General features: G+C 74.1%; 21 protein-coding genes. 10 read left to right on the top strand and 11 right to left on the bottom strand.

Annotated features, from left to right (window positions below):
- Positions 1-5 precede the first annotated feature (5 nt).
- From O7627_RS10635 to O7627_RS10645, 3 genes are all read left to right on the top strand, one after another.
- A complete protein-coding gene (locus tag O7627_RS10635; RefSeq protein WP_278093329.1) occupies positions 6-2,708 on the top strand; it encodes a bifunctional GNAT family N-acetyltransferase/acetate--CoA ligase family protein in 2,703 nt (900 codons plus the stop codon).
- 126 nt (positions 2,709-2,834) lie between these two features.
- On the top strand, positions 2,835-3,383 hold the full coding sequence (locus tag O7627_RS10640) for a TetR/AcrR family transcriptional regulator (protein WP_278093330.1): 549 nt from the start codon (positions 2,835-2,837) through the stop codon (positions 3,381-3,383).
- A gap of 57 nt (positions 3,384-3,440) precedes the next feature.
- The gene (locus O7627_RS10645) at positions 3,441-5,618 is read left to right on the top strand and encodes an MMPL family transporter (RefSeq protein WP_278093331.1); all 2,178 of its coding nucleotides are present in this window, start codon (positions 3,441-3,443) and stop codon (positions 5,616-5,618) included.
- Positions 5,619-5,723: 105 nt separating this feature from the next.
- On the opposite strand, the gene O7627_RS10650 is transcribed toward O7627_RS10645, so the two are convergent.
- Positions 5,724-6,566, bottom strand: a complete 843-nt coding sequence (locus tag O7627_RS10650; protein ID WP_278093332.1) for a TetR family transcriptional regulator — start codon at positions 6,564-6,566, stop codon at positions 5,724-5,726.
- A 130-nt stretch (positions 6,567-6,696) separates the two neighbouring features.
- Between O7627_RS10650 and O7627_RS10655 the strand changes: the two genes are divergently transcribed.
- Positions 6,697-7,635 carry an ABC transporter ATP-binding protein gene (locus O7627_RS10655; protein ID WP_278093333.1) on the top strand — a complete coding sequence of 313 codons (939 nt, stop codon included), beginning with the start codon at positions 6,697-6,699 and terminating at the stop codon, positions 7,633-7,635.
- The gene (locus tag O7627_RS10660) at positions 7,632-9,266 is read left to right on the top strand and encodes an anibiotic ABC transporter (RefSeq protein WP_278093334.1); all 1,635 of its coding nucleotides are present in this window, start codon (positions 7,632-7,634) and stop codon (positions 9,264-9,266) included. Before O7627_RS10655 ends, O7627_RS10660 begins: the two co-directional genes overlap by 4 nt.
- Before the next feature lie 101 nt (positions 9,267-9,367).
- Here O7627_RS10660 and sigB read toward each other — a convergent pair whose 3' ends face one another.
- Positions 9,368-10,411 carry an RNA polymerase sigma factor SigB gene (gene sigB, locus O7627_RS10665; RefSeq protein WP_278093335.1) on the bottom strand — a complete coding sequence of 348 codons (1,044 nt, stop codon included), beginning with the start codon at positions 10,409-10,411 and terminating at the stop codon, positions 9,368-9,370.
- A gap of 251 nt (positions 10,412-10,662) precedes the next feature.
- On the opposite strand from sigB, the gene O7627_RS10670 reads away from it, so the two are divergent.
- A complete protein-coding gene (locus O7627_RS10670; RefSeq protein WP_278093336.1) occupies positions 10,663-11,451 on the top strand; it encodes a sporulation protein in 789 nt (262 codons plus the stop codon).
- A gap of 49 nt (positions 11,452-11,500) precedes the next feature.
- On the opposite strand, the gene dtd is transcribed toward O7627_RS10670, so the two are convergent.
- The 5 genes from dtd to O7627_RS10695 all read right to left on the bottom strand — a co-directional run bounded on the left by dtd (position 11,501) and on the right by O7627_RS10695 (position 15,705).
- Positions 11,501-11,923, bottom strand: a complete 423-nt coding sequence (gene dtd, locus O7627_RS10675; protein ID WP_278093337.1) for a D-aminoacyl-tRNA deacylase — start codon at positions 11,921-11,923, stop codon at positions 11,501-11,503.
- A gap of 5 nt (positions 11,924-11,928) precedes the next feature.
- The gene (locus O7627_RS10680) at positions 11,929-13,413 is read right to left on the bottom strand and encodes a methyltransferase (RefSeq protein ID WP_278093338.1); all 1,485 of its coding nucleotides are present in this window, start codon (positions 13,411-13,413) and stop codon (positions 11,929-11,931) included.
- 4 nt (positions 13,414-13,417) lie between these two features.
- The gene (locus tag O7627_RS10685) at positions 13,418-14,428 is read right to left on the bottom strand and encodes a CPBP family intramembrane glutamic endopeptidase (RefSeq protein ID WP_278093339.1); all 1,011 of its coding nucleotides are present in this window, start codon (positions 14,426-14,428) and stop codon (positions 13,418-13,420) included.
- A gap of 84 nt (positions 14,429-14,512) precedes the next feature.
- On the bottom strand, positions 14,513-14,953 hold the full coding sequence (locus O7627_RS10690) for a cupin domain-containing protein (protein WP_278093340.1): 441 nt from the start codon (positions 14,951-14,953) through the stop codon (positions 14,513-14,515).
- Between the two features lie 143 nt (positions 14,954-15,096).
- Entirely contained in the window at positions 15,097-15,705 is a 609-nt protein-coding gene (locus tag O7627_RS10695) for a hypothetical protein (RefSeq protein ID WP_278093341.1), read from the bottom strand.
- 134 nt (positions 15,706-15,839) lie between these two features.
- On the opposite strand from O7627_RS10695, the gene O7627_RS10700 reads away from it, so the two are divergent.
- Positions 15,840-16,415: an HhH-GPD-type base excision DNA repair protein gene (locus O7627_RS10700; protein ID WP_278093342.1), complete on the top strand. Its 576-nt coding sequence runs from the start codon at positions 15,840-15,842 to the stop codon at positions 16,413-16,415.
- 63 nt (positions 16,416-16,478) lie between these two features.
- The gene (locus O7627_RS10705) at positions 16,479-17,690 is read left to right on the top strand and encodes a low temperature requirement protein A (protein WP_278093343.1); all 1,212 of its coding nucleotides are present in this window, start codon (positions 16,479-16,481) and stop codon (positions 17,688-17,690) included.
- A 104-nt stretch (positions 17,691-17,794) separates the two neighbouring features.
- Here O7627_RS10705 and O7627_RS10710 read toward each other — a convergent pair whose 3' ends face one another.
- Positions 17,795-18,106, bottom strand: a complete 312-nt coding sequence (locus O7627_RS10710; RefSeq protein ID WP_278093344.1) for a hypothetical protein — start codon at positions 18,104-18,106, stop codon at positions 17,795-17,797.
- A 22-nt stretch (positions 18,107-18,128) separates the two neighbouring features.
- Positions 18,129-18,416 carry a hypothetical protein gene (locus O7627_RS10715; RefSeq protein ID WP_278093345.1) on the bottom strand — a complete coding sequence of 96 codons (288 nt, stop codon included), beginning with the start codon at positions 18,414-18,416 and terminating at the stop codon, positions 18,129-18,131.
- Between the two features lie 96 nt (positions 18,417-18,512).
- Here O7627_RS10715 and O7627_RS10720 point away from each other — a divergent pair, with 96 nt between their 5' ends.
- Positions 18,513-18,872, top strand: coding sequence for a DUF3099 domain-containing protein (locus O7627_RS10720; protein WP_278093346.1), 360 nt, complete (start codon positions 18,513-18,515; stop codon positions 18,870-18,872).
- Between the two features lie 21 nt (positions 18,873-18,893).
- Here the strand turns inward: O7627_RS10720 and O7627_RS10725 are convergent, their stop codons facing one another.
- Together O7627_RS10725 and O7627_RS10730 are read right to left on the bottom strand one after the other, a co-directional pair.
- Positions 18,894-19,793 (bottom strand): PfkB family carbohydrate kinase, encoded by a 900-nt coding sequence (locus O7627_RS10725; RefSeq protein WP_278093347.1) that lies wholly within the window; start codon positions 19,791-19,793, stop codon positions 18,894-18,896.
- Entirely contained in the window at positions 19,790-20,725 is a 936-nt protein-coding gene (locus tag O7627_RS10730; protein ID WP_278093348.1) for a pseudouridine-5'-phosphate glycosidase, read from the bottom strand. Before O7627_RS10730 ends, O7627_RS10725 begins: the two co-directional genes overlap by 4 nt.
- 104 nt (positions 20,726-20,829) lie before the next feature.
- On the opposite strand from O7627_RS10730, the gene O7627_RS10735 reads away from it, so the two are divergent.
- Positions 20,830-21,048, top strand: coding sequence for a DUF3039 domain-containing protein (locus O7627_RS10735; protein WP_278093349.1), 219 nt, complete (start codon positions 20,830-20,832; stop codon positions 21,046-21,048).

Here is a 21,048-nt window from a genome sequence, read left to right on the forward strand (position 1 = left end):
GGCCGGTGACCGCGTCGGAGCTCGACCGCTCGGCGGACGTGCTGCTCAGCGACGGCACCACCGTGCACCTGCGGCCGATCCGGCCGGCCGACGCGCCGGAGATCGTGGCGATGCATTCGCGCTTCTCGGACCGGACCCGCTATCTGCGCTACTTCTCGCCGTACCCGCGGATCCCGGAACGTGACCTGCACCGGTTCGTGCACGTCGACCACCACGACCGGGAGGCGTTCGTGGTGGTGTCGGGCGACCGCATCCTGGCGGTCGGCCGGTTCGACCGGCTCGGGCCGGGGGCCACCGACGCCGAGGTGGCGTTCGTGGTCGAGGACGCCCACCAGCGCCGGGGTATCGGTCCGGTGCTGCTGGAGCACCTGGCCGAGGCGGCCCGGCAGGAGGGGATCACCCGGTTCGTGGCCGAGGTGCTGCCGGCGAACGGCGCGATGCTGCGGGTCTTCGCCGACTTCGGCTACCAGGTGCGTCGCGAGTACGCCGACGGGGTGGTGCACCTGGAGTTCCCGATCGCCGCGACCGAGCGGACCCGGCAGGTGCAGTGGGAACGCGAGCACCGCACCGAGGCGCGGTCGATCGCGCGGCTGCTGGCCCCCCGGGGGGTGGCGGTGTACGGGGCCAGCGCCACCGGGCAGGGGGTGGGTGCCGCCCTGCTGGGGCATCTGCGGGACGGCGGCTTCGCCGGCGGGGTGCTGCCGGTGCACCCGGCCGCGGAGACCGTGGCGGGCCTGCCGGCCCGGCCGTCGGCGGTCGGTGCCGGTTTCCCGGTCGACCTGGCGGTGGTCGCGGTCCCGCCGGAGGCGGCGTTGGCGGCGGTGGCCGACGCCGGCCGGGCCGGGGCGCACGGCCTGGTGGTGGTCTCGGCGGGGTTCGCCGAGACCGGCCCGGCGGGCGCCGCCGCCCAGGCCGAGCTGATCCGCACCGCGCACGCCGCCGGGATGCGGGTGGTCGGCCCGAACTGTCTGGGCATCGCCAACACCGACGACCGGGTACGCCTGAACGCCACGTTGGCCCCGCGGCTGCCGGCGGCCGGCCGGGTCGGCTTCTTCAGCCAGTCCGGTGCGCTCGGCGTGGCGCTGCTGGCCGAGGCGGACCGGCGCGGGTTGGGGCTGTCGAGTTTCGTGTCGGCGGGCAACCGGGCCGACGTCTCCGGCAACGACCTGCTGCAGTACTGGCAGGACGACCCGGCCACCGACGTGATCATGCTCTATCTGGAGAGCTTCGGTAATCCCCGCAAGTTCGCCCGGCTGGCCCGCCGGATCGGCCGGACGAAGCCGGTGGTCGCGCTCGCCTCCACCGCGCGGACGCCCGGCGCCGGGCCACTGCCGGGGCCGGCTGGGCCATTGCCGGGGTCGGCTGGGCCGTCGCCGGGGTCGGCCGGGCCGCTGCCGGGGTCGGCCGGAGTGCCGTCGGAGCCGGCCGGGCCGCTGCCGGGATCGCTCGGGCCGGGGTCCGAACCGGACGGGCCGGACGCGCCGGCCGTGACGGCGTTGTTCGCCCGGTCGGGGGTGATCCGGGTGGACACCGTCGCGGAGCTCTTCGACGTCGGGGTGCTACTGGCCAACCAGCCGCTGCCCGCCGGCCGGCGGGTCGGCATCGTCGGGAACTCCCCGGCGCTGGCCCGGCTGGCCGCCATCGCCTGCCGGGGGCACGGGCTGGCGGTGGCGGAGGGTTATCCGCGGGACGTCGGGCCGCTGGCCACCGCGCACGACTTCGCCGACGCGCTCGCCGACGCGGCCGTGGACGGTGGCGTCGACGCGCTGGTGGTGGTCTTCGCGCCGCCGCTGCCGGGTCAGCTTGTCGACGAGGACGCGGACTTCACCTCAGCGCTGGCCAGCGTGGCGCTGGCCGGGGAGAAGCCGAGCGTGGCGACCTTCCTGGTGGGGCGGCTGCCGGCCAGTGTGCCGGCGTACCCGTCGGTGGAGGAGGCGGTGCGGGCGCTGGCCCGGGTGGCCGGCTACGCCGAGTGGCTGCGCCAGCCGGTGGGTGCGCCGCCGGAACTGCCGGGGGTGGACCGGCGGGCCGCCGCGGCGGCGATCGCCGAGGGCGGCCCGGAGCTGGCCGGCCGGCTGCTCGCCGCGTACGGCGTGCCGATGGTGCCGTCGCTGGCGGCCGGATCGGGGCCGGCGGCGGTGGCGGCGGCGACCCGGCTGGGGTTCCCGGTGGCGGTGAAGGCGGCGGGGGCCGGGCTGCGGCACCGGTTGGACCTGGGGGCGGTACGGCTGGACCTGGCCGACCCGGCGGCGGTGCGCCGGGCGTACCTGGAGATTTCGGACGCCTTCGGCGCGGACGTCCTGGTTCAGGCGATGGTGGCGCCGGGGGTGGCCTGCGTCGTGGAGATGGTCGAGGATCCGGTGTTCGGGCCGGTGGTGGGTTTCGGCCTGGGGGGCGTGGCGACCGACCTGCTCGGCGACCGGGCCTGGCGGGCCGCGCCGTTGACCGACCTGGACGCCGCCGCGTTGATCGACGAACCGCGGGCCGCGCCGTTGCTGCGCGGGCATCGTGGCGCGGCGCCGGTGGACCGGGCGGCGCTGGCCGACCTGGTGGCGCGGATCGGCCGGCTGGTGGACGAGCAGCCGAGGGTTCGGGCGCTGAGCCTGAATCCGGTGCTGGCCCGGCCGGACGGGCTGGCGGTGCTGCACGCGAGCGTCCGGGTCGCCGAGGCCGGCGTCCGTCCGGATCGCGGCCCGCGCCGCCTCTGATCGCCTTTGCCGCCGCTTGCCGGCAACCGTCCGGTTCCACTGTGCGGAACGCCACACCGGTTCACTGACCGATTGGTCAGTCACTGACCGATCGGTCAGGCATCCTTGGTCGCGGAGGTGGATCTGATGTCCCGCGGCACCCGGTTGGGCACCCACGACGAGATCCTGGCGGCGGCGTCCCGCCGGTTCGCCGTGACCGGGTTCAAGGGCACCTCGTTGCACGACATCGCGACCGAGGTGGGCTGCTCGAAGGCCACCCTGCTCTACCACTTCCAGACCAAGGAGGCGATCCTCGCCGAGCTGCTCGCCCCGGCGGTGGCGGCGCTGGACGCGCTCGACGCCGACCTGGTCGGGCTCGATCCGGCCGCGGCCCAGCGGGTGGCGGTCGACGGGTTCGTGGCGCTTGCGGTGCGGTTCCGCCGGGAGATCTCGGTGTTGCGCGGTGACATCCCCGAGCTGCTGGAGCTGCCGGCCTTCGCCCGGATCAAGGAGCTCACCGACCGGCTGGCGACCGCGGTCGCCGGTCCGGCCGGGCAGCCGATGGCCCGGCTCGCCGCGTTGATGGTGCTCGCCGGGGTGCCGGCGATCTGCGGGGAGGCCACCGACCTGCCCGACGACGATCTGCGCGGGTACCTGATCGAGATCTCCCACCGGACGTTGCGTCCGGACCGCTGACCCGCCGGGCGCCGACCGGCGTCCGGCTCACCCGACAACCGAAACCTAGGAATCCGCATGGCCACCTTGCTCTACCGGCTCGGCCGGGGCTCGTTCCGGCATCGCCGGCTGGTCGTCGTCGCCTGGCTCGTCGTTCTGGCCGGCCTCGGCGTGGGCGCGTTCACCCTGAGTGTTCCGACAGTCAGCAACTTCACGATGCCGGGCACCGAGTCCCAGCGGGCGCTGGACGCGCTGGCCGAGCAGTTCCCGGCGGCCAGCGGGGCCACCGGGACCATCGTGGTGGCCGCGCCGGAAGGCAGCCAGCTCGCCGAGCCGGCCGCCCGGGAGGCGTTGGCCGGGCTGGTCGCGGAGGCCGGCGGGCTGCCCGGCGTGGTCGCGGCGGTCGACCCGTTCCAGGCCGGCGCGGTCTCCCCGGACGGCCGGTACGCCCTGGTGCAGGTGCAGTTCACCGCCGTGAACGACGAGGTCACCGATGACCAGCGGGCCGCCTACGAGGCCGTCGGCGCGCAGGCCGAGGCGGCCGGGCTGCGGGTGGAGCCCGGCGGCGAGGTGATGACGACCGAGCCGCACGTCGGTTCGACCGAGGCGATCGGCGTCCTGGTGGCCGGCGTGGTGCTGGTCATCACCTTCGGGTCACTTGTCGCCGCCGGCATGACGATGCTCAACGCGCTGATCGGTGTCGGGGTCGGGATGGCGGGCCTGTTCAGCCTCAGCGGCGTGATCGAGCTGACCAGCACCGCGCCGGTGCTGGCGCTGATGCTCGGGCTGGCGGTCGGCATCGACTACTCACTGTTCATCACCTCCCGGCACCGGCAGAACCTGCTGGCCGGACTGGAACCGCGGGAGGCGGTGGCCCGCGCCGTCGGGACCGCGGGCTCGGCGGTCGTCTTCGCCGGCGCGACGGTGGTCATCGCGCTGGCCGGGCTCGCGGTGGTGAACATCCCGTTCCTGACCGTGATGGGGCTGGCGGCGGCCGGTACGGTCACCGTCGCGGTCCTGGTGGCGATCACCCTGCAACCGGCCCTGCTCGGGTTCGCCGGCGACCGGGTGCTGCCCCGGCGGTTCCGCAGTGGCGGCGGCGGCCACCGGGCGCGCGACGAGAACACCGCGTTCGGCTTCCGCTGGGCGGGCGGTGTCATCCGCTGGCGGATCCCGGTCATCCTGGCCGGGCTGCTCGGGCTCGGGCTGCTCGCGGTGCCCACCGCGCAGATGCGGCTGTCGCTGCCCGACGCCGGCACCGCGCCGAGCGGTACCTCCGCCCGCGCCGCGTACGACCTGACCAGCGAGGGGTTCGGGCCGGGTTTCAACGGCCGGCTCGCAGCGGTGGTCTCGGCCGACTCGCCGGGGGCGAGTCAGGCGGCGGCGCAGCAGGCGACCGAGCTGATCGGCCAGACCGACGGGGTGCTCGCGGTGGCGCCGCCGCAGTTCAGCCCGGACGGCTCGACGGCGCTGCTCGCGGTCATCCCGACCACCGGGCCGACCGACGCCGCCACCGAGACGCTGGTGCAGGAGATCCGGACGGCGGTCGGCGCGGTCGAGGGTGCCGACGTCTGGCTCACCGGGGCCACCGCGGTCGGCATCGACGTGTCGGACCGGCTGGCGGACGCGCTGCCCGTCTACCTGATTGTCGTCGTCGGCCTCTCCATTCTGCTGCTGATGCTGGTGTTCCGGTCGGTGCTGGTGCCGCTGAAGGCCGCCCTCGGCTTCCTGCTCACCGTCGGGGCGACCTTCGGCATCACGGTCGCGGTCTTCCAGTGGGGCTGGCTGGCCGACCTGGTGGCCCTGGACACCCCCGGTCCGCTGATCAGCTTCCTGCCGATCCTGCTGATCGGCATCCTGTTCGGCCTGGCGATGGATTACGAGGTCTTCCTCGTCTCCCGGATGCGGGAGGACTTCGTGCACGGCGACACCGCGCAGCAGGCCACCATCAACGGGATGGGGCACGGTGCCCGGGTGGTGACCGCCGCGGCGCTCATCATGATCTCGGTGTTCGGCGGCTTCATCCTGCTGGACGATCCGGTCATCAAGTCGATGGGCTTCGCGTTGGCGATCGGGGTGGCCATCGATGCCTTCGTGGTCCGGATGACCATCGTGCCGGCGGTGATGTCGCTGCTCGGCGACCGCGCCTGGTGGTTGCCCCGCTGGTTGGGTCGGGCGCTGCCCAACGTGGACATCGAGGGGGAGAACCTGCGGGCCCGGCTCGACGAGCAGGAGCGGGTACCGGCGGGAGTCTGAGCCGGCCGGAGCCCGACGCCGGCGTGGGCGCCTACCGCCCGCGCCGGCGTCATCGTCTCAAAATGCGCTGTCGCAAAACCCAGGCGTCTCTAAATAGTTTCAAAATTAAGGATCGATGCCGCCAGGCGGCGGATCGCCGGTCCCGGCCGCCAGGTGGCGGTAGACGGTGGCGCGGGAGACGCCGAGCCGGCCGGCGATCTCCTCGACGGTGTGCGCGCCGCTGGCGTGCATCCGGCGGGCGACCTGGATCCGCTCCTCGCTCAGCGCCCGGGGCCGGCCGGCCGACCGGCGCGGTCCCCGTCCGGTCCGGTCCGACCCGGAATCGGGCCGCTCCGGGCCGCTCCGAGCGGGGGCGGGACCGGTCCGGTCCGGATCACCGAGGGGCAGGTCCGGCAGGAGCCGGCGCAGCCCGTCGAGCATGTCGGCGCGGAGCAGGTCGTCGGGGATGTCGGCGAGCATCACCACCGGGTCACTGAGCATCGCGAACGCCTGCACCGACCGGACCCGGTCGCGCCGGCTCGGCCGGGGACCCGCCACCACCTGGTTCATCCGCATGGAGAGTCCGAACAGCCGCTGGTAGGACTCGCCCCTGGCGAGCAGAGACATGTCATGCGCCAGCATGCCCAGCGCCCGGCGGTGTCGCAGTACGACATCCAGGAAACCCTCCAGCACCGCCGAGCGGGCCGCCTGCGGCGGTAGCGCCCGCGCCGCGTCGAGCATCGTGTCCAGCTCATCCAGGAACGGCTCCACCAACGCTGTCAGCAGGGCTTCCTTGGTCGGGAAGTGGTAGAGGATGGCGGCCTTGGTCAGCCCCAGCTGGTCGGCTATCACCCGGAGCGGAGTGCGCTGGTACCCGTGCCGGGCGAACAGGTCCATGGCCGTCTCGAGGATCCTGGCCCTGGTGTCCGGCGGCCGGTTGCTGGCGGCCGCGAGCCCGCTGTCCTGCACCGGACCGAGGATACCCTTCCTCCTGACCAACGAAAAGTGGCGGCCGTTGAATTCACTTTCCAGCGGTTAGTACCCTCGAAGAGGACCGGCCGACGGGTCGGCGGATCGTCTGATCGCTTGTGGAGGTGCCATGACCGCTGTCTCGGTCGCCGGGTTGGTGAAGACCTTCGGCAACACCCGGGCCCTGGACGAGTTGGACCTGAGCGTGCGGGCCGGGGAGGTGCACGGATTCCTCGGCCCGAACGGGGCCGGCAAGTCGACCACGATCCGCATCCTGCTCGGCCTGCTGCGCTTCGACGCCGGCGAGGTGCGACTGCTCGGCGGGGATCCGTGGCGGGACGCGGTGGCGCTGCACCGCCGGCTGGCCTACGTGCCCGGCGACGTCAGCCTCTGGCCCAACCTCACCGGCGGGGAGGCCATCGACCTGTTCGGCGCGCTGCGCGGCGGGCTCGACGCGACCCGCCGCGACGACCTGCTGCGCCGCTTCGACCTCGACCCGACCAAGCGGTGCCGGACCTACTCGAAGGGCAACCGGCAGAAGGTCGCGATCGTCGCGGCCTTCGCCTCCGATGTGGAGCTGCTCGTACTCGACGAGCCCACCTCCGGGCTGGACCCGCTGATGGAGGCGGTCTTCCAGGACTACGTACGGCGGCTGCGGGACCAGGGCCGGACGGTGCTGCTCTCCAGTCACGTGCTGGCCGAGGTGGAGGCGCTCTGCGACCGGGTGACGATCATCCGGGCCGGCCGGACCGTCGAGACGGGCACGCTGGCGCAGCTGCGGCACCTCACCCGCACCCCGATCACCGTGGAGACCGCCCGGCCGATCGACGGGCTCGCCGGGTTGGCCGGCGTACACGAGGTACGGCTCGACGGCACGCGGGCCAGCTTCGAGGTCGATCCCGGCCGACTCGACCCGGTCCTGCGGCACCTGGTCGAGTTCGGGATCAACGACCTGACCAGTGCACCGCCGACCCTTGAGGAGCTCTTCCTGCGCCACTACGGCGCACCCGGCGACGATGCCGGCGGAACCGGGGCGGCGGTCGGGTCGCAGCCGGCGGGTGTGCGGTGACCGCGGCGACCGGGCTGACCGGCACCGGCCGGCTGAGCCGGCTGGCGCTGCGGCGGGACCGGGGAAAGCTGCTGGTCTGGGTGGCCGGGCTGCCGGCCGTGGCCGCCGGCACCGCCGGCAGCGTCGTCGGTCTCTACACCACCGAACAGGACCGCCTGGGGTACGCGGCCACCACCGCCGCGAGCGCCGTCGCCCGGGCCTTCAACGGCCCGACCTCCGGACCGAGCCTGGGTGCGGTGGTGACCGCCGAGTCGTACACCTTCCTGGCGGTGCTCACGGCGCTGCTGAGCACCTTCACCGTGATCCGGCACACCCGGCAGAACGAGGAGACCGGCCGGGCCGAGATCCTCGGCTCGGCGGTGGTCGGTCGGCACGCCCCGCTGGCCGCCGCGCTGGTCGCCGCCACCCTGGCCAACCTGGCGACCGGGACGCTTGTCACCGGCGTGCTGCTGGCGATGGGACTGCCCACCGCCGGCAGCATCGGCTACGGCGCCGCGCTCGTCGCCACCGGCATCGCGTTCGCCGCGGTGGCCGGGGTGACCGCGCAGGTCTCCGGCACCGCCCGGGGCGCCAACGGGCTGGCCGCCGCGGCGGTCGGGCTGGCGTTCGGGCTGCGGGCCGCCGGGGACGCGCTCGGCACGCTGAGCGCCGACGGGCTACGGGTGCGCAGCGCCTGGCCGTCCTGGCTCTCCCCGCTGGGCTGGGGCAACCAGCTGCGGCCGTACGACGCCGACCGGTGGTGGGTGCTGGCCATCGCCGTCGGGTTCACGCTGGCCGCGGTGGCGTTGGCCGGCGCGCTCACCGCGCACCGGGACTTCGGCTCCGGGTTGCTGGCCGTCCGGAGGGGACCGGGTCGCGCCGCCCCCGGCCTGCTCAGCCCGGTGGGGCTCGCCTGGCGGCTGCAGCGCGCCGGGCTGGCCGGCTGGGCGGTCGGGGTGGCCGTGATCGGGCTGGGCATGGGCGCGGTCGGCGACGAGGTGGACGAGATGGTCGGCGACAACGCCGCGCTGGCCGAGGTGATGGCACAGCTCGGCGGGCCGGGCGGGCTGGTCGACGCCTACCTCGGCGCGATACTGCGGCTGTTCGCGCTGGTGATCGCCGGCTACGCGGTGCAGGCGGTGCTGCGGCTGCGGGCCGAGGAGGTGGCCGGGACCGCGGAGGAGGTGCTGGCGGCCGCCGTGGGTCGGCGCCGGTGGATGGCCAGCCACCTCGGCTGCGCGGGGCTCGGGACGGTGGCGTTGGTGCTGCTGGCCGGGGCGGGCACCGGCCTCGGCTACGGGCTGGTGGCCGGCGACGTGCCGGGCCAGGTCGTCCGGCTCACCGGGGCGGCGCTGACCCAGGCGCCGGCCGCGCTGGTGCTGGCCGCCGTCGGCGCGCTGCTGTTCGCCGCGCTGCCGCGCTGGTCGGTGGCGCTGTCCTGGACCGTGCTCGCGGTCTGCCTGCTGGTCGGGCAGCTCGGCGGGATTCTCGAGCTGCCCCAACCGGTGCTGAACGTGTCGCCGTTCACCCACCTGCCGCCGGTGCCGGCGGTGGACCCGGCCCCGCTGCCGACCGCGGTCCTGCTGGCCGTGACCGGCCTGCTGACCGCCGGTGGCCTGCTCCTGTTCCGCCGCCGCGACCTGCCGGCCTGAGCGCGCCCGACGCGACCCGCCGGCCGCAGAAACGGGTCGTGACCCCTGACGGGGTCACGACCCGGACGCGCCCGGCAGCCGCCGGTCACCGGCGGTGCGGGTCAGCTCGCGTACGCCTCCAGGCGTTCGGCGCGGGACGGGTGCCGCAGCTTCAGCAGGGTCACCTTCTCGATCTGGCGGATCCGCTCCCGGGAGAGCCCGAACTCGCGGCCCACCTCGTCCAGGGTGCGCTGCCGGCCGTCGTCGAGGCCGAACCGCAGCCTGATCACCGCCTGCTCGCGCTGCGAGAGGGTGGCCAGCACGATCTCCACCTCGTTGCGGAGCATCCCCTGCGACACCGAGTCACCCGGCTCGTCGCGCAGGTCGGTGGCGGCGACGAAGTCGCCGAGGGCGCTCTCGCCGTCCTCGCCGACGGCCTGGTCCAGGCTGACCGGCTCCCGGTCGTAGGAGATCAGCTCGATCACCTGGAACTCGGCCACCTGCAGGGCGCTGGCGATCTCGGCGATGCTCGGCTCCCGCCCCAACGCGGTGGCCAGGTCACGCCGGGCCCGGACCATCCGGTTGACCTGCTCCACCATGTGGACCGGGATGCGGATGGTGCGGGCCTGGTCGGCCATGGCGCGGGTGATGGCCTGCCGGATCCACCAGGTGGCGTAGGTGGAGAACTTGTAGCCCTTGGTGTAGTCGAACTTCTCGACCGCGCGGATCAGGCCGAGGTTGCCCTCCTGGATCAGGTCGAGGAACGCCATGCCGCGGCCGGTGTACCGCTTGGCGATGCTCACCACCAGCCGCAGGTTCGCCTCCAGCAGGTGGTTCTTGGCGGCCCGCCCCTGGGCCGCGATCAACTCCAGGTCGGCCCGCAGCTGCGGCGTCAGCGCGCCACCGTGGGCCACCTTCTCGTCGGCGTAGAGCCCGGCCTCGATCCGTTTGGCCAGGTCGACCTCCTGCACGGCGGTCAGCAGCTTGGTGCGACCGATGCCGTTGAGGTAGGCCCGGACCAGGTCGGCGGAGACGCCGCGCTCGTCGGTGGCGTCCAGGTCGACAGCATGGTCGGCGGCGGCGGGCGCGGCACCGGCCGGGGTGTCACTGCCGGCCCCGGACGTCGTGGCCGGGTGTAGTTCGTGCTCGATCATCTGCAGGACCATCTTCAGTCGCCTCCCCGCTTCGACAACGTGGCGTTCACCAGAGCCGGGTGGCGCTGGTGACAAACAGCTTGGCGGTCGGGGCGTGAAGCGGGAGTGAGGAGATCGGTGAGGTGGCATGAATCCGGGAGGAGTCAACGGCCGATAGTGGCCTTCGCGGCTTTTGTCAGACGCCGGGCCGGGATTGTCAAGGTCGATTACGCTGCCGTTCGCCGGCCGGACCGGTCGGCGGAGGTGACGGTGATGGAGGGTTCGTGGTCTTCAAGAAGCTGATGCAGGCGATGGGGGTCGGCGGTCCGTCGGTGGAGACGGTGCTGACCAACCCGAACTGCCGTCCGGGCGGTCAGTTGGAGGGCCGGATCCAGGTGCTCGGCGGCGACCACCCGGTCGACATCGAGTACGTCGCGGTCGGCCTGGTGACCCGGGTCGAGGTGGAGAGCGGTGACAGCGAGTACGACACCAACCAGGAGTTCCACCGGCTGCCGGTGACCGGTGCCTTTCCGCTCGCCGCCGGCCAGCGGTACGACATCCCGTTCCGCTGCGACGTGCCATGGGAGACCCCCATCACCGACCTCTACGGTCGGCACCTGACCGGCATGACGATGGGCCTGCGGACCGAGCTGGAGGTGGCCCGCGCGGTCGACAAGGGCGATCTCGACCCGGTGGCGGTGCACCCGCTGCCCGCCCAGGAACGGGTCCTCGACGCGCTCGTCCGGCTCGGCTTCCGGTTCACCCGCGCCGACGTCGAGCGGGGCCGGATCCACGGCGTACACCAGACGCTGCCGTTCTACCAGGAGATCGAGTTCTACCCGGCGCCGCAGTACGCCCGGGCGATCAACCAGCTCGAACTGACCTTCGTGGCGACGCCGCAGCACCTGCAGATCGTGTTGGAGATCGACAAGCGGGGCGGTGTCTTCACCGAGGGCCGCGACGCGTTCGGCCGGTTCAACGTGGACTACGCCAGCGCGGACCGGACGGACTGGGCCGCCCAGCTCGACGCCTGGCTGCGGCAGTCGATCCAGCAACGGGGACTCTTCTTCTGACCGCCCGGCGGGTCGGTCGGCTGACGAGCCAGCCGACCGGCCCGCCGGTTCAGAGCTCCAGCAGCACCGTGCGCGGGCCGACGTTGACGCTCTCGACCAGCATGTGGGCGCGGAACCGGCCGGTGGCCACCTCGGCGCCGCGCTGGCGCAACGCCGCGGCGAATGCCGCCACCAGCGGCTCGGCGACCTCCGCCGGGGCGGCCCGCCCCCAGCTCGGGCGCCGACCCTTGCGGGCGTCGCCGTAGAGGGTGAACTGGCTGACCACCAGGACCGGGGCGCCGGTGTCGGCGGCGGACCGCTCCTCGTCGAGGATGCGCAACTCGTACACCTTGCGGGCCATCGCCTCGGCGGTCGCCCCGGTGTCGGTGTGGGTCACCCCGAGCAGCACCAGCAGGCCGTCCGCGATCGCGCCCACCACCGCACCGTCCACCGTGACGCTGGCCCGGCTGACCGTCTGCACCATTGCCCGCACGGCGGTCAGTCCGCCGCCGGGACGAGCACGCCCCGCTCGACCAGGTGGGCGATGATCGGCACGGCCGCCTCGGCCAGGTCGGCCTCGGCCACCTCGTGCGCCACCGCGAGCAAGGCCACCTGGTCGCGCAGCGGCACCCGCCCGTCGCAGCCGCCGACCAGGGCCAGCACCAGCGGGTCGACCTCCTCGCTCCAGCGCAGACCGTGCGGCATCGCGAGTACCTGCCGATCGACCGCCCAACCGTCGGCGCCCATTGTCGCCTCCTGGTGCAGGCGCAGCCCGTCGGCGGCCCGGTAGCGGGCCGCCAGCACCGCCCGGTCGTCGCGGTCGCGCAGCCAGTCCCGCCGGTCGAACCAGGCCGCGACCTGGTCACCCAGCGGCGGCTGCACCGACTGGCGCAGGTCCTCGACCCGTACCAGCGGATCGTCGTGGTCGGACCGCCGCAGGTTGACCAGCCCGAAACCGATCGCCTCCACCTTGTGGGCGTCGAACCAGTCCAGCCAGGCGACCACCCGGTCGGGGTCGGTCGCCTCGCTGGCGTCGGCCAGCCACAGGTTGACGTAGGTCATCGGGTCGGCCACCTCGCGCTGGATCACCCACCCGTCCAGGCCGGTGCCGGCCAGCCAGCCGGCGACCCGTTCGCCCCAGTCCTCCCCGGCGATGTGCACCCAGTTCGCCAGGTACTGCATGGTGCCGCCCTCGGTGAGCAGGCCGGGCGCGGCGGCGGCCAGTTCGGCGCCGATCCGGTCGCCGACCCGGCCCGAGTCGCGGTAGGTGTGGGTGGTGGTGCCCGGGCCGACGACGAACGGCGGGTTGCTCACCACCAGGTCGAAGCGGCGGCCGGCGACGGGGGCGACCAGGTCACCGGGGAGCAGTTCCCAGTGCTGCCCGTTGAGCGCGGCGGTGGTGGCGGCGAACCGCAGGGCGCGCCGCGAGAGGTCGGTGGCGGTCACCGAGTCGGCGTGGGTGGCCAGGTGCAGGGCCTGGACGCCGCTGCCGGTGCCGAGGTCGAGCGCGCTGCCGACCGGCCGGCGCACGGTCGCCCCGATCAGCGTCGAGGAGGCGCCGCCGACGCCGAGCACGTGGTCGGCCGCGAGCGGCTGCCCCGGCCGGGTGCCCGCCGGCAGGTCGGACAGCACCCACCAGGCGTCGCCGTACGGCTCCAGGTCGAGCGCCTGCCGCACCCCGCCGGCAAAGCGTTCGACGAGCCCCGCGGCCAGCGCGTCGGCCAGCGGCAGCGGGGCGAGCGCGTCGGCGGCGACCTGTTCGGACTCGGTCTGCCCGCAGATGAAGAGCCGGATCAGCGAGCCGAGCGGGTCGCGGTCCTCGGTGGCCCGCAGCGCCGCCCGGAAGTCGTTGCGGGCGACCGCCGCGGTGCCGGGCGGACCGAGCCGGTTGGCGATCCCGTTCGCGGTGAACCCGGCGCCGGTCAGCGCGGCCCGCAGCCGGTCCACCCCGTCCGGTGAGAGCAGCATCTCCTCTGTGTGCACCCCGTCATCCTGCCGCGCCGGCCTCCTCCGCGCCGCGCCACCCCGCCGGCCGGGACCTCGGCGCCGGCTGGGACCCTGCCGGCTGGGACCCTGCCGGCTTTGACCCTGCCGGTCGGGTCCGCGCCGCGATGCCGCGCCGGTCGGCCTGCCAGCGGACCGCCAGGGCGTAGCCGGCCAGCGCCAGCACGCTCACGGCGCAGAGTTGCCACGGCGCGTCGGCGGCCGTACCGGCGGAACCGAGCAGGCCCAGGGCGGCCACCCCGCCGTACGCGATCAGGTTGTTCACCAGGTGCAGCGCCACCGCCGCCTCCAGCCCGCCGGTGCGCACGGTCAGCCAGCCGCAGACCAGTCCCATGGTCAGCAGGTCGAGGAATCCCCACGGGGTGCCCCAGCCGTGTGCGGTGGCGAAGAGCACCGCCTGCGGTCCGATCGCCAACCAGGGCCGGTGGACGAACGCCCCGACCGCCTGCAGCAGCCAGCCCCGGAACACGTACTCCTCGGCCGCGGTCTGCAGCGGCACCAGGAGCAGCAGCATCGAGAGGCTGGCCGCGAACTTCGGCCAACCCACCCAGGCCGCGGGCGCGGCGGTGGGTTCGCCGGTGAGATCGAGCAGCTGGCTGAAGCCCGCCAACATGAACCAGACGGCCGGCACGGCGATCAGCAGGCAGGCGGTGAGCCATCGCCACCGCACCCGTCCCTCGACCGAGGTGAGGGTGCCGGCCGGGCGTTGCTGCCAGGACCGCGCGACGACCAGCACCACCGGCAGCGCGGCGGCGACCACCAGCAGCAGCAACGCGGTCTCGCCGATCGGGCCGAAGTCCGGCTCGTCGGCCGGCCCCGATGACCGGCCGGTGAGCAGCCCGACGAGGCTACGGACGCTGAGCAGCACGCCGACCGCCGCCGCGGTGCCGGCGGCCACCGCGGCGGTGGCGGCCGGGGGCAGCCACCAGCGGTGCGCGTCGGTGCGGGCCATCCGGTGGTACGGGGTGCCGGGCGCCGGTCGCCAGGGGGTCATGTCTCCAGGATCGCCGCCGCTGTCACGCGCCGCATCCGGGTGATCGCGGCTCGCGACCGGAGGTGATCGCCACCGGTGACCGGATCAGTCGAGCCGGAAGTCGGCGAAGTCGAAGCCGGGGGCGACCACGCAGCTCACCAGCACCGGCTCCGGGCCGGCGGGCGCGGCCGCCTGCCAGGTGCCACCCGGGACCAGCAGCTGCGGGGCGTGACCGGCCGCCAGATCGGTGCCGAGGACGCGTTCGACTCCGGGGTCCGCGGGCCGCTCGCCGGCGCCGCCGAACCGGAGGGTGAGCGGCCCGCCAGCGTGCCACAGCCACAACTCGTCGGAGCGTACGACGTGCCAGCGGGACGCCTCGCCGGGGTTGAGCAGGAAGTAGATGGCGGTGGCGGCCGACCGGGCGGTGCCGTAGCCGGCCGGCTGGAAGTCGTGTCCGCTGCGCCAGGTCTCCCGGAACCAGCCACCCTCGGGGTGGGGCGCCAGGTCGAGCCGCTCGGCCAGCTCGGGTCGCGGCGACGTGCCCATCTGGTCACCTCGTTTCCGGTACGCGCCGACGCGGGTCGTCGGTCCGCTGCCGCCGCACCCCGGTGGCGGGCCGCGGCGGGCGGACCGGATCGTACCGGCGGCCGGCCCGGTGGCGCCGGGCCGGCGGCCGACGGGTGACCCGGTCAGACGCCGGCGGCGGCGTCGTAGCGGCGCCGCAGTTCGAGCATGTCCTCCGGATCGAGGGCCTCGGTGAAGACCGCCTCGTGATACTCCGGCGGGAACAGCTGCCGGACCCGGTCACGGAACCCGACGGTCTCGGTGGCCTCGGCGACCTGCACCGTCGGCGGGTCGCTCTCCATGCCCAGGATGACCGGGCCGGCGAGCTTCACCGCCCAGTCCCACGGCCGCTGCTGTTCGGCGATGCCGCAGAGGTGGAAGCCGTAGACCCGGTCCACCTCGGGCAGGGTGGTGGCGTCGGCGGGTTCGAAGCCGTAGACGTGGACCCCGCAGATCACCGGCGCGTCGGCGGAGTCGGTCCCGGTGAGGTGCTCGCCGTGCCCCTCGTGTTGCGCCGGGTCGATCTCCTCCAGCACGGTCAGCATCCGGGCGGCGATCTGGCCGCGCAGGTCCGTCGGCTCGCCCGAGGCGGAGCCGAGCCTGCTGACCAGCACGAACGCCCCGGTCGAGACCACCAGCAGGATCACCGCGACCCAGACGAACCGGTTGCGGTACCAGGGCGCGGGCCTGGTGGGGGTGTCCAGCACTTTCATCACCTCGTCGTCTGCTTCCATCGGCAATCTTCGACGGAATCCGGCGGGAAATCCAGTGCTGTCCGGCCGCGGTTGCCGCCGGCGTCCGGTTCGACCTCCGGACGTCCTGGGCGGGGGTGTCGCGTCGCCGGCCCGGCGGCCGGCAGGATGGGGCCATGACGATCAGCCTGCCCATCGACGCCGAGGCGAACGAACTGCTCCAGCGCAGCCCGCTGGCGTTGTTGATCGGAATGATCCTTGATCAACAAGTTCCACTGGAGAAGGCGTTCTCCGCGCCGTACGAGCTGGTTCGTCGGCTGGGGCACGAGCCGGACGCCGCCGAGCTGGCGGCCTTCGACCCGGCGGCGCTGACCGCGATCTTCGCCGAGCGACCCGCCCTGCACCGGTTCCCGAAGGCGATGGCGGCCCGGGTGCAGGAGGCCGCCCGGCTGCTCGTCGACCGGTACGACGGCGATGCCGCCCGGGTCTGGGCGGAGGCGCCCGACGGCCGCGCCGCCCTGACCCGGATCGCCGAGCTGCCCGGTTTCGGCCGGCAGAAGGCGCAGATCTTCCTCGCCCTGCTGGGCAAGCGGTTCGGCGTCGACCCGCCCGGCTGGCGGGAGGCGGCCGGCGAGTACGGCGCCGCGGACGCGTACCGTTCGGTCGCCGACATCACCGACCAGGAATCGCTGCTGAAGGTGCGGGAGCACAAGCAGCGGACCAAGGCCGCCGCCAAGGCGGCGAAGGGCTGATCCGGCGGCGCCGGGTCGGCGGGCCGGCAGCGCCGGCCGGCCGGTTGCCTCGTTGAGCAACGGATGGGCGTGGACGAGGCGAGCGGACTGGGCCGGCTGCTGCGGTCGGAGGCGACCTCGCAGCGGGCCACGTTCCTGGAGCTCTTCTTCGACCTGGTCTTCATCTTCGCGCTCACCCGGGTCTCGCAGCGGATCATCATCGACCTGACCGGGGACCGGCGGATCCTGCTCACCGAGGCCGGCGAGACGCTGATTCTCTTCCTCGCCGTCTGGCTGGTCTGGTCGACGACCGTCTGGGCGACCAGCCAGCTCGACCCGGATCTGCCGGCGGTGCAGGCCATGGTCGTGGTGGCGATGTTCGGCAGCATGCTGATGGCGGTGGCGCTCCCGGAGGGGTTCGGCGTACACGGGCTGCTCTTCGCCGGCGCGTTCGCCGCCCTGCAGATCATCCGTGCCTTCATTCTCCTGCGCGCGCTGCGCGCCCGGCCGGCCCGCTGGCTGGGCCGGCGGGCCCTGATCTGGAGCGTGGCCAGCGGCCTGCTCTGGATCACCGGGGGAGTGTTCTCCGAGGGTCCGGCCCGGGGCGCGGTCTGGACCGCGGCGCTCGCGGTCGGGTACGGCGGGGTGGCGCTCGGCTACCCGGTCCCGAGGCTGGGCCGGTCGCCGGTGACCGGCCAGCCCATCGCCAGCGAGCACCTCGCCGAGCGCTACCAGCAGTTTCTGCTCATCGCGCTGGGGGAGATGGTGCTGGGGGTCGGCCTGACCTACAGCGGCGGCGCCTTCACCCCGGCCCGGTCCGTCGGTTTCGTGCTCGCGTTCGGCACCACCGTGCTGCTCTGGCGGATCTACTTCCACCGGGCCGGCCACCTGCTGCCGGCGGCGATCGGCCGGGCCCGGGACCCGGCCCGGCTGGGCGGCACACTCGGCCTGGCGCACCTGTTGATGATCATCGGAGTCGTGCTGACGGGGGTCGGCTACGAGTTGTTCATCGACCACCCGGCCGGTCCGCCCGACCGGGCCTGGCTGGCCCCGATCCTCGGCGGACCGGCGCTGTTCCTGATCGGGCGGGCGTACTTCGAGTGGCTGGTCTTCGACCGGGTCTCCGGGTCGCGCGTGGTGGCGGTCGCCCTGCTCGGCGCCCTCGCCGTGGCCCTGCGCGGCACGCCGCCGCTGGCGGTGGGGGCGGCCACCGGGGCGGTGCTGCTCGGCGTCGCGGTCACCGACACCCGCCGGTCCCGGCGCGGCCCGGTCGAGCAGCCGGTGCAGCGGATCTGACCCGCCAGACACCCGCCCGACGTCGAGGCGCGGCGGCTGCGGACCGGCGGCCGCGGAATGACGGCGGGCGGCGTTCCGCGGCCCGGTCGGGTGGTCGGCCGGCGTCAGGCGGCGGTCGGGTGGGCGAGCGCCGCTATCGCCCGCCGGACGTCGGCGAGCGACACGGTCGCCGAATCGTCCAGGTCGGCCAGCCCGGCCTCGATCCACTGCCGCATCAGGGTGGTGACCCCGATGCCGCGGGCCTCGGCGGCGGCCCGGACCCGTTCGTAGGTGTCCAACGGCAGCCGTACCGACCGGCTCACCATCGGCAGCTCGCTGTCGGGGGTGGGCAGCTCGACCGGTCGGCCGTCGTCGATCAGGTCCGCGAGCAGGTCGCCGGACTCGTGGAACTGCTTGGTCGCGTCGTGTCGGTTCATCGCCGCCACCTCCTCGTCGGTGTCACCGGTGTGGCCCGCGTACCGCCTGGTCGTAGCGCTTGGCCTCGATGTCGCTGAGATCCCGCGCGGACAGCACGTCCCAGTCGTGGTCGGCCCGGTCTGCCTCGGCGAGCAGGATCGCCAGTCGGCGGCCGTTGCCGGCCGTGGCGTAGACCACGAGCACGTCGTCGCCGAGGTGCCGGATGACCCGCCGGTTGCTGTGCAGGGCCTCCCAGACCTCGCCTGGGCTGACCTCGTAGACCCGTAGGTTGTCCAACGCCTCGTCGGTGAAGCTGAACCTGCTGGCCACGCCGCGATCCTACCACCGCGTACCACGGGCGTAACACGCATTCGGCGCCACCCGGCAAAGGTGGGAGGATGGACCGGATCCTGCGAGGAGGACCTGGTGAAGCGACAGGCGTACCAGCCGATTCTGATCACCGACGCCCCGCCCAGCCAGGACGACCAGCTCCGCCGCCGCCAGGTGCGGTACGTGGTGATGATGGGCGTCCGGGCGCTCTGCGTGATCGTCGGGGCGATCCTCGTCGGGGCGGACGCGCCGCTGCTCTGGCTCTGGCTGCCGCTCTGTGTGGTCGGCATGATCCTGCTGCCCTGGCTGGCGGTGCTGCTGGCCAACGACCGCCCGCCCAAGGAACGGCATCGCATCGGCGCCCGGCTGCGGCAGCCGAGCGAGCCGGCGCCGCCCCGCTCGCTCGGCCCGGTGGCACCGGACCGGCCACACCGGGTGATCGACGTCGAGCCGTAGGCCCGCCTGGGGCGGTGCCGGTCAGCAGGGTGGGCGTGCGCCCACCGTGCCGACCGCGACGGCGCCCACGGCGCCGGACCGGTCCAGCGCCTCGGCCGGATCGGCCCCGCTGACCCAGGCCGCCAGCAACGCCGCCGCGAACGCGTCGCCCGCGCCGGTGACGTCCAGCACCGGCACCTGGCGGGCCGGCGCCTCGACGGTCTGCCCGCCGGGACCGGCCCAGACCGCGCCGTCCGGGCCGCGCTTCACCACCGCGTGCCGGGCGACCCCGGTCAGCTCCCGCGCCGCGCTCCGGGGATCCGCCACCTCGGTGAGCACCACCGCCTCCTCGGCGTTGGCCAGCAGCAGGTCGACGCCGCGTACCCAGGTCAGGAAGGCCGCCGTGCCGACCCGCCGCAGCGGCTCCGCGGAGGCCGCGTCGACGCTTGTCGTCAGCCCGCGCTCGCGGGCGGCGGCCAGCGCGTGCAGGCCGGCGGCGCGCGACTCGGGGTCCAGCAGCGGGTACCCGGACAGGTGCAGGTGACCGGCGTCCGGGCTGCCGGCGAGCGCCGTGGTCACGTCGTCGGGGCTGATGCCGAGGTTCGCGCCCCGTTCGGTGATCATCGTCCGCTCGCCGTCCCGGACGAGCACGATCACGGTGCCGGTGGCCCGGCCGGGACTGCGCCGGACCGCGCAGCGGACCCCGTGTCCGGTCAGCTCGGCCAGCCGGTCCCGGCCGGCGTCGTCGTCGCCGACCGCGCCCACCAGGGTCACCGGGCAACCCTGCCAGGCCAGCCAGGCGGCGGTGTTGGCGGCCTGTCCGCCGCCGCCCACCCGGACCGCCGCCGGGGTGTCCGAGCCGGGCGCGAGCGGCGCGGCCAGCACCGCGAGGACATCGGTGATGATGTCCCCGACGACGATGATCCTGGCCTGTCCGGTCATCCGCCGGTGCGCGCCGGCCGGTTCACCGTGGCCACCGCGATCGCCGCGGCGAGCGCCGCGTTGCGCAAAATGATGCGGACGTTCACCGCCAGGCTGGCGCCGGCCGTCGCGGAGTGGAAATGCGCCAGCAGGAACGGGGTCACCGCCTTGCCGGTGATCCCGGCCCGGTCGAGCATGGTCAGGCCTTCGGTCAGCACCCGGTCGTGCAGCGCCGGATCGAGCTGCTCGTCCGCCGGCACCGGGTTCGCCACCAGCACGGCCCCCCGGGGTACGCCGTGCGCCGCGCGGGCCGCCAGCAGGTCGGCCACCCGCTCCGGCGAGTCGACCGACCAGTCCAGGTCGAAGCCGCCGTCGGTGACGAAGAAGCCCGGGAAGCGCCGGCTGCGGTAGCCGACCACGGTCACCCCGAGGGTCTCCAGCCGCTCCAGGGTCGCCCCGACGTCGAGGATCGACTTGACCCCGGCGCAGACCACCGCGATCGGCGTGCCGGCCAGCGTGGTCAGGTCGGCGGACTCGTCGAAGGTCTGCGCCGCCTCCCGGTGCACCCCGCCGAGCCCGCCGGTGGCGAAGACCCCGATGCCGGCGGCGGCGGCCACGGCGCTGGTGGCCGCGACCGTGGTGGCGCCGTCGACGCGGTTCGCGGCGGCCACCGCCAGGTCCCGGACCGAGAGCTTCGCCACGTCGTCGGCGCCGGCGAGCCGGACGATCTGCGGGTCGTCCAGACCCACGACCAGCTCCCCGCCGACCATCCCGATGGTGGCCGGCACCGCGCCACCCGCCCGGACCGCCTGCTCGATCTCCCGGGCGACCCGCAGGTTGTCCGGCCGGGGCAGGCCGTGCGAGATGATTGTGCTCTCCAGCGCGACCACCGGCCGGCCGGCCTGGCGGGCCGCGGCCACCTCGGTGCCGTACCGGATCTGAAAGTCCGTCACGATCATTACCGTACGTGCCACTCCGACCGGGTGTTCCAGTGGACCACTCGGCGGTGAGCTGCCAAACTTGAGGGCTGCGGGGTCATTCGGGAGGTATAGCTGACGTGAGCACCGAGGTTCTCGAGCGTCCAGAGGTCAAGGATGCCGACACCGGGCCGGAGATGTTCCATTACGTCCGGAAAGAGAAGATCGCAGAGAGCGCGGTCATGGGAACCTTCGTGATCGCTCTCTGCGGGGAGACCTTCCCCGTCACCAAGGCGGCGAAGCCCGGCTCGCCGGTCTGCCCGCGGTGCAAGGAGATCTACGACTCGATGCGCGACTGA

Source organism: Solwaraspora sp. WMMD1047 (genome assembly GCF_029626155.1).
Taxonomy (GTDB): domain Bacteria; phylum Actinomycetota; class Actinomycetes; order Mycobacteriales; family Micromonosporaceae; genus WMMD1047.